At 60.9% G+C, this 16196-nt stretch carries 16 protein-coding genes; 7 read left to right on the top strand and 9 right to left on the bottom strand.

Annotated elements, in window-relative coordinates; all coding sequences use genetic code 11:
- Window positions 1-77 precede the first annotated feature (77 nt).
- The 5 genes from CKA81_RS09510 (at window position 78) to CKA81_RS09490 (ending at window position 5405) form a co-directional block, all read left to right on the top strand.
- Window positions 78-845: a crotonase/enoyl-CoA hydratase family protein gene (locus CKA81_RS09510; RefSeq protein WP_128355046.1), complete on the top strand. Its 768-nt coding sequence runs from the start codon at window positions 78-80 to the stop codon at window positions 843-845.
- 35 nt (window positions 846-880) lie between these two features.
- Entirely contained in the window at window positions 881-2404 is a 1524-nt protein-coding gene (locus CKA81_RS09505) for a fumarate hydratase (RefSeq protein WP_128355045.1), read from the top strand.
- A 123-nt stretch (window positions 2405-2527) separates the two neighbouring features.
- Window positions 2528-3361 carry an FAS1-like dehydratase domain-containing protein gene (locus CKA81_RS09500; RefSeq protein ID WP_128355044.1) on the top strand — a complete coding sequence of 278 codons (834 nt, stop codon included), beginning with the start codon at window positions 2528-2530 and terminating at the stop codon, window positions 3359-3361.
- Window positions 3358-4593, top strand: a complete 1236-nt coding sequence (locus tag CKA81_RS09495; protein ID WP_128355043.1) for a CaiB/BaiF CoA transferase family protein — start codon at window positions 3358-3360, stop codon at window positions 4591-4593. The genes CKA81_RS09500 and CKA81_RS09495 overlap by 4 nt, the downstream gene beginning before the upstream one ends.
- Window positions 4593-5405 (top strand): HpcH/HpaI aldolase/citrate lyase family protein, encoded by an 813-nt coding sequence (locus CKA81_RS09490; protein ID WP_128355042.1) that lies wholly within the window; start codon window positions 4593-4595, stop codon window positions 5403-5405. The genes CKA81_RS09495 and CKA81_RS09490 overlap by 1 nt, the downstream gene beginning before the upstream one ends.
- Here CKA81_RS09490 and folK read toward each other — a convergent pair.
- From folK to hda, 4 genes are read right to left on the bottom strand one after another with little or no spacing between them, the layout of a single operon-like run.
- On the bottom strand, window positions 5399-5878 hold the full coding sequence (gene folK, locus CKA81_RS09485; protein ID WP_128355041.1) for a 2-amino-4-hydroxy-6-hydroxymethyldihydropteridine diphosphokinase: 480 nt from the start codon (window positions 5876-5878) through the stop codon (window positions 5399-5401). The two genes, CKA81_RS09490 and folK, sit on opposite strands and share 7 nt — an antisense overlap.
- The gene (gene pcnB / locus CKA81_RS09480) at window positions 5875-7227 is read right to left on the bottom strand and encodes a polynucleotide adenylyltransferase PcnB (RefSeq protein ID WP_128355040.1); all 1353 of its coding nucleotides are present in this window, start codon (window positions 7225-7227) and stop codon (window positions 5875-5877) included. Before pcnB ends, folK begins: the two co-directional genes overlap by 4 nt.
- Before the next feature lie 8 nt (window positions 7228-7235).
- On the bottom strand, window positions 7236-7934 hold the full coding sequence (locus CKA81_RS09475) for an HAD family hydrolase (RefSeq protein WP_128355039.1): 699 nt from the start codon (window positions 7932-7934) through the stop codon (window positions 7236-7238).
- On the bottom strand, window positions 7931-8638 hold the full coding sequence (gene hda / locus CKA81_RS09470) for a DnaA regulatory inactivator Hda (RefSeq protein WP_128355038.1): 708 nt from the start codon (window positions 8636-8638) through the stop codon (window positions 7931-7933). Before hda ends, CKA81_RS09475 begins: the two co-directional genes overlap by 4 nt.
- Before the next feature lie 99 nt (window positions 8639-8737).
- Between hda and purM the strand changes: the two genes are divergently transcribed.
- Entirely contained in the window at window positions 8738-9790 is a 1053-nt protein-coding gene (purM, locus tag CKA81_RS09465; protein ID WP_128355037.1) for a phosphoribosylformylglycinamidine cyclo-ligase, read from the top strand.
- Here the strand turns inward: purM and miaA are convergent.
- Both miaA and mutL read right to left on the bottom strand, forming a co-directional pair.
- A complete protein-coding gene (miaA, locus tag CKA81_RS09460; protein ID WP_128355036.1) occupies window positions 9780-10730 on the bottom strand; it encodes a tRNA (adenosine(37)-N6)-dimethylallyltransferase MiaA in 951 nt (316 codons plus the stop codon). The two genes, purM and miaA, sit on opposite strands and share 11 nt — an antisense overlap.
- Window positions 10727-12592: a DNA mismatch repair endonuclease MutL gene (gene mutL, locus CKA81_RS09455; RefSeq protein ID WP_128355035.1), complete on the bottom strand. Its 1866-nt coding sequence runs from the start codon at window positions 12590-12592 to the stop codon at window positions 10727-10729. The genes miaA and mutL overlap by 4 nt, the downstream gene beginning before the upstream one ends.
- A 117-nt stretch (window positions 12593-12709) precedes the next feature.
- On the opposite strand from mutL, the gene CKA81_RS09450 reads away from it, so the two are divergent.
- The gene (locus CKA81_RS09450) at window positions 12710-13348 is read left to right on the top strand and encodes a VTT domain-containing protein (RefSeq protein WP_128355034.1); all 639 of its coding nucleotides are present in this window, start codon (window positions 12710-12712) and stop codon (window positions 13346-13348) included.
- Window positions 13349-13352: 4 nt separating this feature from the next.
- On the opposite strand, the gene CKA81_RS09445 is transcribed toward CKA81_RS09450, so the two are convergent.
- The 3 genes from CKA81_RS09445 to CKA81_RS09435 are packed head-to-tail and all read right to left on the bottom strand — an operon-like array spanning window position 13353 to window position 16107.
- Window positions 13353-14711, bottom strand: a complete 1359-nt coding sequence (locus tag CKA81_RS09445; RefSeq protein WP_128355033.1) for an N-acetylmuramoyl-L-alanine amidase — start codon at window positions 14709-14711, stop codon at window positions 13353-13355.
- Window positions 14642-15193: a tRNA (adenosine(37)-N6)-threonylcarbamoyltransferase complex ATPase subunit type 1 TsaE gene (gene tsaE, locus CKA81_RS09440; protein WP_128355032.1), complete on the bottom strand. Its 552-nt coding sequence runs from the start codon at window positions 15191-15193 to the stop codon at window positions 14642-14644. Before tsaE ends, CKA81_RS09445 begins: the two co-directional genes overlap by 70 nt.
- A 14-nt stretch (window positions 15194-15207) precedes the next feature.
- Window positions 15208-16107 carry an AEC family transporter gene (locus CKA81_RS09435; protein ID WP_128355031.1) on the bottom strand — a complete coding sequence of 300 codons (900 nt, stop codon included), beginning with the start codon at window positions 16105-16107 and terminating at the stop codon, window positions 15208-15210.
- Window positions 16108-16196 lie beyond the last annotated feature (89 nt).

Here is a 16196-nt window from a genome sequence, read left to right as displayed (position 1 = left end):
ATTTGGTCGTATGATGATAGGTTCTCGACCTCAAAAACGCGCGGCCCTGGCGCCGCCTTTTCTTTAGGAAGGCTTGGATGTCTGATCTCGTAAAAGTCGAGGTAATCGACCGCACGCAAATCATTACCGTGAATCGTCCGCAGGCTCGCAATGCGATCAATTATGAAACCGCCCACGAGCTGGCTGCGGCCTTTGATCGACTGGATGCCAATGACGACGTAGTCGTAGGCATACTGACTGGCGCCGGCAATACGTTCTCGTCAGGTATGGACCTGAAGGCTTTCGCGCTTAACGGGCAGCGTCCGTTAGTGGAGGGCCGAGGCTTTGCCGGGCTTTGTGAGCGTGCGCCTCGTAAACCCATGATAGCCGCCGTGGAAGGCTATGCCCTGGCCGGCGGCTTCGAGATGGCTCTGGCCTGCGACCTGATCGTGGCCGCCGACAACGCCAACTTTGGCCTGCCCGAGGTCAAGCGCGGCATCGTGGCCGGCTCGGGCGGCATGTTGCGCCTGCCCAGCAGGATGCCCTATCACCTGGCCATGGAAGTCGTGCTTACCGGCGAGATGCTGCCGGCGGCACGCGCCCATGCACACGGCTTGGTCAACCGCCTGGTAGAGCCCGGCAAGGCGCTCGACGTTGCGCTGGAACTGGCGCGCATCATTGCGGCCAACGGGCCCTTGGCTGTACAAACAGCCAAGAAGGTCGTGACCGAATCGCGCGACTGGCGTCAGGCCGATATGTTCGACCTCCAACGTCCCCGCGTTGCGCACATCTTCACGTCAGCCGACGCCAAGGAAGGCGCCACTGCCTTTGCAGAGAAGCGCGCTCCAGTGTGGCGCGGCAAGTAAGCACGCCATCAGCCTTTTTTTGATAGCCCAAGCACATGACAACCATAATCAAAGAAGACGACCTCATTCAGTCGATAGCCGACGCGGTCCAGTTCATCAGTTTTTATCATCCGGCCGATTACATACGCCATCTGGCGCGTGCGTACGAGCGAGAGGAAAGCCCTGCCGCCAAGGACGCCATTGCACAGATCCTGACCAACTCCCGGATGTGCGCCGAAGGCCACCGCCCCATTTGCCAGGACACCGGCGTCGTCAACGTCTTCCTGAAGGTCGGCATGGACGTGCGTTTCGATACGCGGCGCAGCATGCAGGAAGTCTGCGACGAAGGCGTGCGCAGGGGCTACCTTGATCCGGACAACCCCTTGCGGGCCTCCATCCTTGCCGATCCTCTCTTCACGCGGAAAAACACGCGCGACAACACACCCTGTATTGTCAGTGTGGAGCTGGTTGCGGGCGACAAGGTCGATGTTCAGGTGGCGGCCAAAGGCGGCGGCTCCGAAAACAAGGCCAAGTTCGCGATGCTCAATCCGAGCGATTCGCTGGTCGATTGGGTGCTCAAGACGGTGCCCCTGATGGGTGCGGGCTGGTGCCCGCCCGGCATGCTGGGCATAGGCGTGGGTGGCACGGCCGAAAAAGCCATGCTGATGGCCAAGCAGTCGCTGATGGAAGACATCGATATGTACGAACTGTTGCAGCGCGGGCCACAAAACAAACTCGAAGAATTGCGTATCGACCTTTACCACAAGGTCAATGCCTTGGGCATAGGCGCGCAGGGCCTGGGCGGCTTGACCACGGTGCTGGACGTCAAGATCCATACCTTCCCGACGCATGCGGCATCCAAGCCGGTAGCGATGATCCCCAACTGCGCCGCCACACGCCACGTGCATTTCGAACTGGACGGCAGCGGACCGGTGCAACTTACGCCGCCTTCGCTGGCGGACTGGCCCGATGTGCATTGGGCGCCCGACTACAACAAGTCGCAGCAGGTCGACCTGAACACGCTGACCAAAGAGCAGGTGGCAAGCTGGAAGCCTGGCCAAACACTATTGCTGTCGGGCAAGATGCTTACGGGTCGCGACGCGGCGCATAAGCGCATTCAGGAAATGCTCGAGCGTGGCGAAACGCTGCCCGTCGACTTCACCAACCGCGTCATCTACTACGTGGGCCCAGTCGACCCCGTCCGCGATGAAGTCGTCGGCCCGGCCGGCCCCACGACCGCCACTCGCATGGACCAGTTCACCGACATGATGTTGGCCCGGACCGGCCTCATCTCCATGATAGGCAAAGCCGAGCGTGGCCCCGTGGCGATCGAATCCATCCGCCGACACCAGTCGGCTTACCTGATGGCCGTGGGCGGCTCTGCTTATTTGGTTTCCAAGGCCATACGCAACGCGCGCGTTGTGGGTTTCGAAGACCTGGGCATGGAGGCAATTTACGAGTTCGATGTCAAGGACATGCCGGTAACCGTGGCGGTCGATTCCAGCGGCGTATCGGTACACCAGACCGGACCCGCGCAGTGGCAAGCACGCATTGCCGATATACCGTTGGTTCCCGTGTAAGTACTGTCCGCAAGCCCGGTTTGGCGTCGCCAAACTTGCCCTTATCAAAATACGAATTCATTTATTTCGCATTAACAGGCAAGCTATATGCTGATTTACCTTAGCGGACCCGGGAAAGAGGACATGAGTATTACAGACCTAGAGTCATGGATAGGGCGCAAAGAGCATTGCGACGACAACATCGACGAGGGGCATATACAAAAGATGGCGCTTAGTCTGGACACTCCCGCTCCTGTGGCGGGAGACGCGCTGCCGGCGTTGTGGCAGTGGGGCTTGTTCATTAATGCGCTACCTTATCGAGAACTGGGCGATGACGGACATCCCAGGCGTGGCGGCGGCTTCCTGCCGCCAGCGGACGACCGCAATCGCATGTGGGCCGGCGGCCGCGTAGAGTTCCTGCGACCGATGCGCGTCGGCGTGAAGGGCCACCGCGAGTCCACCATCGCATCGATCACCGAGAAAGACGGGCGCACCGGCAAGCTGTTGTTTGTTACCGTCAAGCACGAATACTCCCAGAACGACACCGTTTGCGTGTCTGAAGAGCAGGACATCGTCTACCGCGAACCCAGCCCGCCCAAGCTGGAAGGTAGCCTGATAGCGCCGCATGCACAATGGTCCGAAGTAGTGGTGCCTGATCCGGTCATGCTGTTTCGCTATTCCGCCGTGACCTTCAATGGGCACCGTATCCATTACGACCAGTCTTATGCGACCCAGTCCGAAGGCTATCCCGGGCTCGTCGTCCATGGACCCATGATAGCCACGCTGATGTGCCGCGCCTTTACCAATGCGCATCCCGACAAGATCATCACTTTCCTGTCGTATCGGGGCTTGCGTCCGCTGATTTCCCCGCGACCGTTTCATGTGGCTGGCGCGCTCAGCGGCAAAGGCAGCGCTCAACTATGGGCTGAACAGGGCGGCACACTGGCCCATCAGGCCGATATCAGGTTCAAGTCATGACCATCACATCTTCTCCATCTCAGTCCGGCGATGCAGCCACTCGTGCTGGCGCACCGCGTCCGCTGGACGGTATTACTGTCGTTAGCCTGGAACACGCCATCGCCGCGCCTTTCTGCACCCGCCAGTTGGCAGACATGGGTGCTCGCGTCATCAAGGTCGAACGCCCCGGCGTAGGGGACTTTGCTCGCGGCTACGACGAGCGCGTCAAGGGGCTGGCCTCGCACTTCGTCTGGACCAACCGCTCCAAGGAAAGCCTCACGCTGGATCTGAAGCACCCCGATGCTGCAGTCATTCTGGGCCAGTTGCTGGGTCAGGCCGACGTGCTGGTCCAGAATCTCGCCCCGGGGGCTGCAGCGCGCCTGGGCCTGTCTTACGATGCCCTGCGTGAAGCCCATCCACGCCTTATTGTTTGCGATATTTCCGGTTATGGCGAAGGCGGACCTTATCAAGATAAGAAAGCCTACGACTTGCTCATACAGAGCGAGAGCGGTTTCCTGTCGGTAACGGGCAATCCCGACAGTCCGGCCAAGGCGGGCTGTTCCATTTCGGACATTGCGGCCGGCATGTATGCCTATAGCAGCATTCTTTCCGCCCTGATGCTGCGCGAACGTACCGGCGTGGGCAGCAGGTTGGATGTATCGATGCTGGAAAGCATGGTCGAGTGGATGGGTTTTCCCTTGTATTACGCCTTCGATGGCGCGGCGCCGCCACCGCGCGCCGGCGCTTCGCACGCCACGATTTATCCCTACGGACCTTTCCCGGTCGGCGACGGCAGCGAGGTCATGCTGGGTCTGCAAAACGAACGCGAATGGGCAGCCTTTTGCCGCACTGTCCTGCAGCAGCCCGAGCTCGCCGAAGATGGCCGCTTTGCATCCAACACACTGCGGGTGAAAAACAAGGAGGCATTGCGGGTGCTGATTGTCACGACATTTGCCAGCCTGTCGCGCTCGCAGGTCATCGACCGCCTCGAAGCCGCCAGCATCGCCAATGCGGGGGTCAACACCATGCACGACGTCTGGAATCACCCCCAGCTTGCGCAGCGTGATCGATGGCGGCAGGTGGACAGCGCCGCCGGACCTATCCCGGCGCTTATTCCTCCGGCTACCAGCTCGGCATTCGAGGCACGCATGGACGCCATCCCGGCGCTGGGCGAGAACTCCCGACATATTCTTGCCGAATTAGGCTATACCGACGCGCAAATAAGTATTTTCAGCGACGAGGGCGTTATCTAATGCAGCCCACACTGCGCAGCGCACTGTTTGTACCGGCCACACGCCCCGAACGCTATGCCAAGGCATTGGCTGCCGGCGCCGACATCGTCATCATCGATCTGGAAGACGCCGTTGCACCGTCCTTGAAGGCCGAGGCGCGGCGGCACATCGATGACTTCGCGGCGCAATTCCCGCAGGCGAGATTCCTGGTGCGTGTCAATGACGCCACCACTTCATGGTTTGACGACGATCTGGCGCTATGTGCGCAGCATACGGGCATCGTGGGCCTGATGCTGCCCAAGGCCGAGTCGGCCGAACAGATCAAACGTGCTGCCAGCATCGGCAAGCCCGTGGTCCCCATTATTGAAAGCGCCCGGGGCGTACTCGATCTGTCTTCCATCGCTGCGGCGCAGGGCGTCGATCGCCTGTCCTTCGGCGCGCTGGATCTCATGCTGCAGTTGGGAACCCGGCCCGACACCACCGGTGCCAGCCTGATGCTGGACCACATACGCTGCCAGATATTGCTGCACAGCGCCGCCCATGGGCTGGCTGCGGCACTCGACGGCGTGTACCCAGACTTCTCCGATGCCCAGGGCCTGACCGCGATCGCGACGCAAGTACGCGATATGGGCTTTGGCGGCATGCTGTGCATACATCCGGCGCAGTTGGCCGCTGTGCATGCCGTGTTCGCTCCCACACCCGCCGAATTGGACTGGGCGGAGCGGGTTGTGGCGCATGCCGATGAAAGCGGCACTGCGGCTTTTCAAGTGGATGGCAAGATGGTCGATGCGCCGGTCATCGCACGGGCGCGTCGGCTGCTCAGCGCTCAGTAATCGTCCAAGGGCGATACTTGCTGGTCCTGGCAGGCGGATAGCAGCACGGAAAGTTCTCCCTGCGCCAGTCGCAAGTCAGGCGCCAGATCGGCCAACGGCCTGAGCACAAAGGCACGTAAATGCATGCGGGGATGCGGCACGGTCAGTTCGCTGTCATCAATCGCCTGCTCGCCGAACAACAGCAGATCCAGGTCCAGCGTACGCGGTGCATGGCGATAAGGCCGCAAACGGCCGTGCCGGTCTTCGATGCCTTGCAGCATGCGCAGCAAGGCATGAGCGTTCAATGAGGTGGTGATGGCGGCGACGGCATTGACGTAGTCCGGTCCGCCGGCATCCACAGGCGAGCTGCGATACAAACGCGACAGGCGAAGCTTGTGCACGCCAGCGGTTGCGGCCAGTTCTGCAGCGGCTTGTTGCAGGCTTTCCCGGGCATTGCCCAGGTTGGCCCCCAAGCCAACATAAGCCTGAATCACGCCGGTCGGACGGCCGCCTTGTTGGCGGGACGCTTGCGCGGGCGGCGGCGCTTGCCTGTCGTAGACCGGCCCCGGTTCTCAGACTGATAGGCTTCGATCATCTCGGCGCGGTCCGCGTCGGCCGCATCGGCAAGATCCATCCACCACTGGGCCTGGACGCTATCCACTTCGCGAGCCTCGGCCCGTAATTGCAGAAAGTCCACTGCGGCGCGGAACCGTGGCTGTTCCAGCATGCGCCAGATGGATTTCGCGTTGGCATGTTCAAAGCGCGCCTGCATGAACCAGATTTCGCGCATATCGGCCTGGAAGCGGCGTTGTATGGCGAGCTTGCGGGTTTGCTCTTCCACCACCGAGTCGGCGGCGCTCATCAGGGCCTGTGCGGTGTGCTCGCCCGCCGCGCGGTTCTCTTGCCAGCGCTTGTTTACCAGCTTCCAGAGCAGGGCGGCAAAAAGAAAGCTGGGGCTGACGGTCTTGCCGGCGCGCACACGCGCGTCGGTTCGAGCAAGGGCGAGCTCGACGAACTCTTCGCCGCCTTCTTCTGCGAAGATCAGGTCGATCAGTGGCAGCATGCCGTGGTGCAGGCCCACGGACTGCATTTGACGCAGGCAGTCCATGGCGTGGCCGCAGGTAAGCAGCTTGAGCATTTCGTCGAACAGACGCGAGGCGGGTACGTTTTCGATCAGTGACGACATGCGTGCGATGGGCTCGCGTGTGGCCGGGTCGATGGTGCCGTCCAGCTTCGCGGCAAAGCGCAGCGCTCGCAACATGCGCACCGGATCTTCCCGGTACCGTTTTTCGGGGTCGCCTATCATGCGCACCACGCGCTTCTTCAGGTCTGCCACCCCCCGGTGGTAGTCGATGACTTCCTCGTTGATGGGGTCGTAATACAAGGCGTTGAGGGCGAAGTCGCGACGCGCGGCATCTTCTTCCTGCGTGCCGAAGAGGTTGTCGCGCAGGATGCGGCCGTGCTCGTCGGTATCTTCGTCGGCGCTTGCGTTGGCGCGAAAGGTAGAGGTTTCTATTATCTCTTGGCCGAACACCACATGGACCAACTGGAACCGCTTGCCGATGATGCGGGCGCGGCGAAACAGGGGCTTGACCTGGTTGGGCGTGGCATTGGTTGCCACATCGAAGTCCTTCGGGACCAGGCCGACAATCAGGTCGCGTACGGCACCGCCCACGATGTAGGCGTCAAAGCCTTCGTGGCGCAGCACTTCGCACACTTTGATCGCATGCCGCGACACATTGCGACGGTCAATACCGTGCTTGTCGCGGGATAAACGTTCTGGCCCCCGCTGGGGCGCCGAGAATAAACGACTGACAAAGTTTTTTATTGTGTCTTTAAGCATGGGGTATTTTATGACTTTGCATCGTGCATGTCCTTGAACAAGTCAAGAATCTTCCATCCACGCTCTTGCGCGATACTGCGCAGCACCGGGCTGGGGTTGGTCGCAATGGGGTGGCTGACCACTTCCAGCAGTGGCAGGTCGTTGGGCGAATCGCTGTAAAAGTAGGTGGTCTCGAAGTCCGAGAACTGACGGCCCATGGTTTCCAGCCAGTCATTGACACGTGTGATCTTGCCTGCCTGGAAGCTGGGAACCCCCTGTATGCGTCCTGTATAGCGGCCCTTGTCCATTTCGGCAATGGTGGCAATCAAATGCGGTATGCCGAAAGCGCGGGCGATCGGTGCCGCCACAAAGTCGTTGGTGGCCGTCACGATGGCGCACAGGTCACCGCGTTCCATGTGCTCCTGCACCAGGTTCTCGGCTATGGGCTGGATGGCAGGGCGCACGACTTCGGCCATGTAGGCTTCGTGCCACTGCGCCAACTCTACGGCTTCGGCGCGGCTTAGCAGGCCCAGCATGAATTCTGCGGACTGCTCGGCGGTCAACTGGCCAGCGTTGTAGCGTTCCATCAGTTCGTTGTTGCGGCGCTGCGCTTCGGCGGGATCTCCGGCCCTGCCGGTGCGGGCCAGGAAGTCCGCCCATTGGTAGTCGCTGTCCAGCGGCAATAGTGTGTGATCGAGGTCGAACAGGGCCAATCGGGTAGGCTTCATAAGGTATCGGATTCGTTATCAGGCCGGCCACTGGCCAGCAATTCTTTTAATAAGGGAAGGGTAATGGCGCGGTGCTTCTCTAGTGAATAGCGATCCAGCGCGTCCACCAGTGCGCTCAGGTGGCTCATGTCGCGTGCATAGTGCGTCAATACCCAGTTAATGACCTCAGGCGACAGTTGCAGGCCCCGGTCAGACGCTTGCCGGCGCAAGGCCTGCGCGCGGTCCGCATCAGAAAGCATCTGTAGCCGGAACACGAGGTCCCAGCCCAGGCGAGTGCGCAGGTCTTCACGCAGGGGCATGGCCATGGGTGCGCGGTCGCCGGCGACGATCAGTGCGAAAGCAGCCGGTGCGCTGGCCAGCTCGCGCCAGCGATTGTACAGGCTGAACAGCGCCGCCTGCCCGTCAGGGCTCAGGCGTTGCACGTCGTCGATGGCAATAAGCCGATAAGGCTGGCTGTCGGCGGCCGCTATCGACTTCAGCTCGGAAGGCAGGCCATCAGGCCCAAAATAGTAGGCGTCCGGTAGGCCGGCCAGGGCTTTCAGCAGGTGGGAGCGCCCCGCGCCGTCGGGGCCCCATAGGTAGATTGCCCTGCCAGGCTCGCAGTGGCGCAGCGCGTCGACGGCTGCCGCATTATCGCCCGACACGAAGTTGTCCAGTGTCGGAGGCGGGTAGGGCAGGACGTCGAGAATCAATTGTTGAGTCATGGTGTTTGCGGCATCAGGGCGCAAGAGCGGCGTTCATCGTAAAATCGACCCTGCTTGTTCATCCAACCCGCAATTCTTGCACATCCCACGGCATTTCTCATGACAAACAAACATTCCGCTACTCTCACCTACCGCGACGCAGGGGTCGACATCGATGCCGGCGAAGCGTTGGTCGACCGCATCAAGCCCCTTGCAGCCAAGACGATGCGGCCTGGCGTGATGGCCGGCATAGGTGGTTTCGGTGCGCTGTTCCAGGTGCCTGCTCATTTGAAGGAACCCGTTCTTGTTTCGGGAACGGACGGCGTGGGTACCAAATTGCGCCTGGCTTTCGATTGGAAACGCCACGACACGGTGGGCATCGATCTGGTCGCCATGAGCGTCAACGATATTCTGGTGCAAGGTGCAGAGCCCTTGTTCTTCCTTGATTATTTCGCTTGCGGCAAGCTGTCGGTCGATACGGCGGCCAGCGTTGTGGGCGGCATAGCCAAGGGGTGCGAGCTCGCAGGCTGCGCCCTGATCGGCGGCGAAACTGCCGAGATGCCGGGCATGTATCCCGACGGCGAGTACGACCTTGCCGGCTTCGCGGTCGGGGCGGTCGAGAAGGCGCGCATCATCGACGGTAAATCGATCACCCAAGGAGACGTCGTGCTGGGCCTGGCTTCCAGCGGCGCTCATTCCAATGGCTATTCGTTGTTGCGCAAGATCCTTACGCACGCCAACGCCAGGCCGGGCCAGGAGCTCGATGGCCGCCCGTTGGAAGACGTCGTCATGGAACCCACGCGCATTTACGTCAAATCGGTGCTGGCAGCGCTGGCCGAGCACGGCCCGGCCATCAAGGGCCTGGCCCACATCACGGGCGGCGGCCTGCTGGACAACATACCGCGCATCTTGCAGCCCGAATGGTGCGCACGCCTGCACCGCGATGCCTGGACCATGCCGGCGCTGTTTACCTGGCTGCAGGAAAACGGTGGCGTGGCCGACGCGGAAATGCATCGGGTGTTCAATTGCGGTATTGGCATGGTCATGGTGGTGGCCGCGCAGCAGGCCGACGCGGTGGTAGCCACCCTGCAAGCGCATGGCGAAGCAGTCAGTCGTTTAGGCGAAATCGTTGCGCGCGACGCGCCCGACGCGCCCCAAACGGTCATTCTCTAGGCGGGTCGGCCGCCCATATGGCGGCTGCCGCATCGACGACCAGTCCGGCGACATTTGGCGCCAGGCAATCGATCACCACGCGATCAGGTTCAGACCGCAACCAGGTCAGTTGACGTTTGGCCAACTGGCGCGTGGCCGCGATGGCTTGCTCTATGGCCAGATCTTTGGAAACTGCGCCGTCCAGGTAGTCCCATAGCTGCCGGTAGCCCACGCAGCGCACCGATGGCAGGCCCGGGTGCAAGTCGCCGCGGGCATACAAGGCTTGCACTTCCTGGACCAAGCCGGCTGCGATCATTTGCTGATAGCGCTGCTTGATGCGGGCGTGCAGGGCCAGTCGGTCCGAGGGTTCCAGGCTGACAGTCTGAAAGCGCAGGCCACCCGCCTGCCGGTGCCGGGTATCTTGCAGCCAGTCCGACATGGGCCGACCGCTGACGCGATAGATTTCGATGGCCCTCTGCAGCCGTTGGCTGTCATTGGGCGCCAGCCTTGCCGCTGTTGCGGGGTCGTAGGCCTGGAGCTGGCTGTGCAGGGCGGGCCATCCCAGCACGGCCGCCTCGGCTTCGATGGCTGCTCGCACGGCGACATCCGCTACAGGCAAGGCGTTCAGGCCTTCCCGCAAAGCCTTGTAGTACAGCATGGTCCCGCCGCACAGTACCGGTAACTTGCCGCGAGCTTGTATTTGCGCGATCAGGCCGCTGGCATCACGCTCGAACTCGGCGGCGGAGTAAGTTTGCGCCGGGTCGCGGATATCAAGCAAATGATGGGGCATTTGTTGTTGCTCATCCGGCGTGGGCTTGGCGGTTCCGATGTCCATGTCGCGATAGATGGTGGCGGAATCCACATTGATGATTTCTATCGGCCAGCGCTGCGCCAGCGCAAGAGTCGCCGCGCTTTTTCCTGCTGCCGTCGGACCGGCCAGACACAGAATCGGGCTGCTCATTGGCCGCGCATGAACAGCTTGTCCAGGTCTCCGATTTTCCATTGCATCCAGGTCGGTCGGCCATGGTTGCATTGATCCGCCCGTTCAGTCTGCTCCATCTTGCGCAACAGGCCGTTCATCTCTTCCAGCGTGAGGCGGCGGTTGGCACGTACGGAGCCATGGCAAGCCATGGTCGAGAGCAACTCGTTGCGCTGTTCGGTCAGCCGGGGCGACACGCCCACGCTTGCCAAATCCCGCAGCACGTTACGCGCCAGCGACTCGATGTCGCCGCCCGCAAGCAATGCCGGTACGGCGCGCACCGCGACAGAGGCTGGCCCCGCCGCACGCAGGTCCAGTCCAAGCTCGTCAAGCGTGGATGCGTGTTCGTCGATCAGTGCCACGTCTTTTTCGCTGACGCTGAACACCACGGGTACGAGGAGCTCTTGGCGCGGAAGGCTTTGGCGATCCATCGCCAGCTTGAGCTGTTCGTACATCACACGCTCATGTGCCGCGTGCATATCCACCAGAACCAGGCCAGCCTGGTTCTGCGCCAGAATATAAATGCCGTGCAACTGGCCCAGCGCCATACCCAGCGGGAATTCGGAGCTCGCGGGGGCAGTCGGGGCCGCGTCGCCGATGGGATCGCCAGCCTCCAGCGGCCGGTAAAGTGTTTGCCATGTCGCGCCGGCGCCGGAATCAGGACGATGGTCGCGCAGGCGGAACGCTTGCTGGTGTTGTGGCGTCGGGAAAAACGGCTGCGGCGCGTAGCCGGGGTATGTCGCAGCAGACGCTTGCGCCGCATACTCCACATCGTTCGCGGGAGCACCCAAGGCGGCGCCCGTACCATCGGCATAGGGCATGGGCGGAGCAGCCTGTTCAGGGCTGGGGGCATGTCCGCCTGCGGCGGCCAGCGTGTGGCCCAGGGTCTGGCTTACGAAGCGATGCAGGGCGCCGCTATCGCGAAAGCGCACCTCGCTCTTGGCGGGATGCACATTGACATCGACGGTAGAGGGGTCGACCAAGAGGAACAGGACGTAGGCCGCCTGCCTATCGCCATGCAGCACATCGGCGTAGGCCTGGCGTATGGCATGGGAGACCGTGCGGTCCTTGACGTAGCGGCCATTGACATACAGGTACTGCCTGTCGGCGCGGCTGCGCGCATGCGTCGGGCGGGTAATGACGCCATGCAGCGAGACCAAGCCCTGCTCTCTGTTGACCTCCAGGCCTTGTTCAATAAATTCCACGCCCAACACGTCGCGAACGCGTTGGCCGATGTCGGCGGCCCGCCAGTTGCGCTGCGCCTTGTCGTTGTGGAACAGTCGGAAAGCGATGTGCGGATGCGCCAAGGCGATGCGCTCGAGGGCATCAACGCAATGACCATACTCCGTGTTCTCGGCTCGCAGGAACTTGCGGCGAGCCGGCACATCGTCAAATAGCTGGCGGACGTCGATGGTGGTTCCTACCGAGCCGGATGCCGGCACGGGCTGGCTGCTGCCGGGCTGAATCTGCCAAGCGTGGGGCGCGGTTGCGGTTCGGGACGTCAGTGTCAGTCGGGCGACCGAGGCAATGGAGGCCAGCGCTTCGCCCCGAAAACCCATCGAGTTGACGGACTCGAGCTCGGCCAGCGAGGCAATTTTGCTGGTGGCATGGCGCGTCAGTGCCAGGGCAAGCTCAGCCTCCGGGATGCCGCCACCATCGTCGCTGACAGAGATCCTTCGTATGCCGCCGCCATCCAGCCGCACTTCAATAGCGCGCGCACCCGCGTCTATCGAGTTCTCGAGCAGTTCTTTCAGAACCGATGCCGGCCTCTCGATCACTTCTCCGGCAGCGATCTGGCTGATCAACATGTCGGGGAGGGGAGCAATAGAGCGGCGTTCAGACATACCCGGGGGTTCCAATAAGCAGGTTCGAAGCTATGATTTTAGCCCGTACGACCCGGCTGTTCTTTTGCTGTCTCTTCTAACGGAGTATATTGCGGTAACTTTTTTCAAATAGCCGCTATGCTTGATTTTCTGAATATGATTGTCCATATAGACCAGTATCTTGGGGTCTGGGTCGCACAATATGGAGCGTGGATTTACCTGGTGCTGTTCCTGATTATTTTTGGCGAGACCGGCCTGGTGGTCCTGCCCTTTCTACCGGGTGATTCTCTATTGTTCATCGCCGGGGCATTTGGTGCATCGGGATTGCTGGACCCGGTGCTACTGGCGGCGCTACTGGTGTTCGCCGCGATACTGGGCAACACAGTCAATTATCACATCGGCCGGTTCATAGGCCCGCGCGTATTCGTCAAGAATTATCGTTTTCTAGACCGCAAGGCCTTGATGAAGACGCATGCTTTTTACGAGAAGCATGGTGGAAAAACCATCGTGCTGTCCCGCTTTCTGCCGATTTTCCGTACCTTTGCGCCCTTCGTTGCCGGTGTCGCCGCCATGAACGTACTGCGCTTTCAGTTGTTCAATATTTCAGGCGCCATACTGTGGGTGGTCGGCTTCGTGACCCTGGGCTATTTCTTTGGCAACGTGCCCATTATCAAAGAGCACCTGAATACCATCGTGTTGATAGGCATAAGCGCCGCCGCCGTCCCCGTGGCGGTGGGCGCAATCTGGAAGCTGTTCAGTCGCAAGACGCCGTCGTAGTGCGCTAGGCGTTGCGCGCCAGGGTTGGGCTATCGGCAAAGTAGCCGTTGATGCCGGTCAGCATGGCTCGCGCGATGCTCTCCTGGTATTTGGGGCTCTTGAGCAGGCGTTCTTCCTGAGGGTTGCTGATGAATGCGGTCTCAACCAGGATAGACGGGATATCCGGCGCCTTCAGGACCGCAAAGCCCGCGCGCTCGACATGCTTTTTATGCAGCCGATTGATCTTGCCGATTTCTCCCAGGATACGGCCACCAACTCGCATCGAGTCGTTGATCTGTGCGGCCGTCGATAGATCAAGCAGCACCTGCGCGACTTGTTTGTTGTGCGACCCCAGGTCGACGCCGCCGATCAAGTCCGCCTGGTTTTCTCGTTGTGCCATCAGCCTTGCTGCAGCACTGGTTGCGCCGTTCTGCGACAGGGCAAAGACGGAAGAGCCGCGCGCGCTGGGTTTGATCCACGCATCGGCGTGTATGGAGATGAACAGGTCGGCCTTTACACGGCGCGCCTTTTGTACCCGCACATGCAGCGGTACGAAATAATCATTGTCTCGCGTCAGATAGGCCTGCATCCCGGGCTGCGCATCAATCAGTTTTTTCAGCCGTCGCGCGATGCTCAGTACGATGTCTTTCTCTTTGGTGCCGCTACGCCCGACGGCCCCGGGGTCTTCGCCTCCGTGGCCGGGATCCAGGGCGACGAGGAGGGGACGGTTGCGGCGCGGCTCGCTTGCTGTGGGCGGCGGCTGGGGTGGTGCCTTGGGTGTTTTGGCAATGGGCGGGAGTTGCTGGCCGGGCACTGACGGGACGGGCGCTTGTCCTTCGGCACCGCGCGCCAGATCTTCCAGCACTTCGGCAAGCGGGTCGCTGTCTGCATTATTCAGGATGGCCATCAAGGGATCCTGGGCAACCTGCGGGTACAGGTCCAGCACCAGTCGGTATTTGTACTCGCCGATAGGCTTGAGCGTGAATACTTGCGGCGCGATAGGCTGTTTCAGGTCGAGCACCAGCCGAACTACATCGGGCCGGTTCTGGCCGACCCGTACCGAGCCGATGTAGGGGTCGTTGGGACGGATCTTGGAAACCAGGTCGTTGATGGTGCCGTTCATGCGCAGACCTTCAATATCCACGACCAGCCGATCCGGATTGTCCAGTATGAAATGGTCTGCCTTCAGTTCGCTGTCCATCTCCAACGTGACGCGGGTGTATTCGTCCGCAGGCCAGGTGCGCACCGCCACAATCGATGCGGCATGCGCCAACGTTGGAATGACTGGAATGACGAGCAGGGTCCCTGCGGTGGCTATGAGTCGGCGTCGTGAGGCGCCTGTCGCAGAGATTGCTGGGGGGCAAGGGCAAGTGTCGTCAGCCATAGTTTTCCTTTTTCGCTGTGGGCCGTCAGCTTGGCGCGCCGCCCAGTGTCCGCATAATCGAGCTTGATATCCAGGTCCGGAGGCGGCAATAAAGCGCCTGCATGCTCCGGCCATTCGATCAATACGACGGCATTTTTGTCCAGAATTTCTCGGAATCCGGCATCCATCCATTCTCGAGGATCGCTAAATCTATAAAAATCAAGATGATAGAAGTATAAGTTAGAAAGATTATAGCTTTCAAGTAGCGCATAGCTGGGACTTTTTATTCTGCCGGTGATGCCACAGGCCCGCAGGAAGGCCCTGGCGAAGCTGGTTTTCCCCGCTCCCAGATCGCCGCGCAGATGGATCCGGCCGCCGGGCGCCGTGTTATCAGCGATAGCCGGCGGTTCAGCAAGCATGGGGGCAAGCTGACGAGCGAGCGCTATCGTGGCCGCTTCGTCAGGCAAATCGACGCTAAGTTCCGCTAAAGGATGGGTATTCATAAAGTTGACCTTTTTCAGGGCGTAGGACCGGCCATGAGCCACATGGGGATGGTCACCGCCGACAGAAGGGTGCCGATCGACATGGTAACGGCGACCAGCCGTCCATTGCCGCCCATCCGGGCCGCCAGCACATAGGCTGACGAGGCAGTCGGCAAGGCGCCAAAAAGCAACACCATCTGCCGCTCCATGGGCGGCAGATCCAGCGCCCACGCAATAAATATGGCTGCGGCCGGCGTCAACAGCAGCTTGACGCCTATCATCCAGCTGACCAGTGGAGCAGATCCGCGTCCGCCTTTAAGGGACAGCGTCGCGCCCACGCACATCAGGCCGATGGCGATGGCGCAGGCGCCAAGCCGGCCTAGCGTTGCATCGATAGCTGCAGGTATGGGCACGCGAAAGATATTGCATAGCAGCGCCACCGCCGTGGCAATGATGAAGGGGTTGCGGACTATTTCGCCCAATACCCTGCCTCCGGTCTGGCGTGCCAGGCCATGTACGGCGGCCATATTAGAAATGGGCACGGCAAAGCCCACCAGCACTGCCATGATGGTCTGCCCGGCGGAGCCGGCCAGGCCGCCGGCCAACGACAAACCGATATAAGTATTGAACCGATAGGCGCATTGCGCTGTCGACGCATGGTCCAGCAGGTCGGGTCGCAGCAGCGGTACGGCGAGCCACGCCATGGCGATGCTGAATCCCATGAGGGCCAGCGTAGCCAGCAGCAGGACATAAGTGCCGGAAAGGCTTAGCGGCGTCTGTGTGATGGAGTGGAACAGCAGGGCGGGAAACAGGATGAAGTAAACGAGTTTCTCTGCACCGCGGAAGAATTCGCTGGAGAACTTCAGCTTGTGAAATAGCATCCACCCAAGCCCGATAAGCAAAAAATCGGGCAGCACCAGTTGAATGACGGACATAGGGAGGGATTTATAAATTACTATTGTTTGGCGGCGGAATGGAGGCAGCTTAGCGCATATCGCCTCTGTCGTAATTCTAATAAGTTCAC

The organism is Pollutimonas thiosulfatoxidans, from assembly GCF_004022565.1.
Taxonomy (GTDB): Bacteria; Pseudomonadota; Gammaproteobacteria; order Burkholderiales; family Burkholderiaceae_B; genus Pusillimonas_D; species Pusillimonas_D thiosulfatoxidans.
This window is presented reverse-complemented; position numbering and strand designations above follow the sequence as displayed.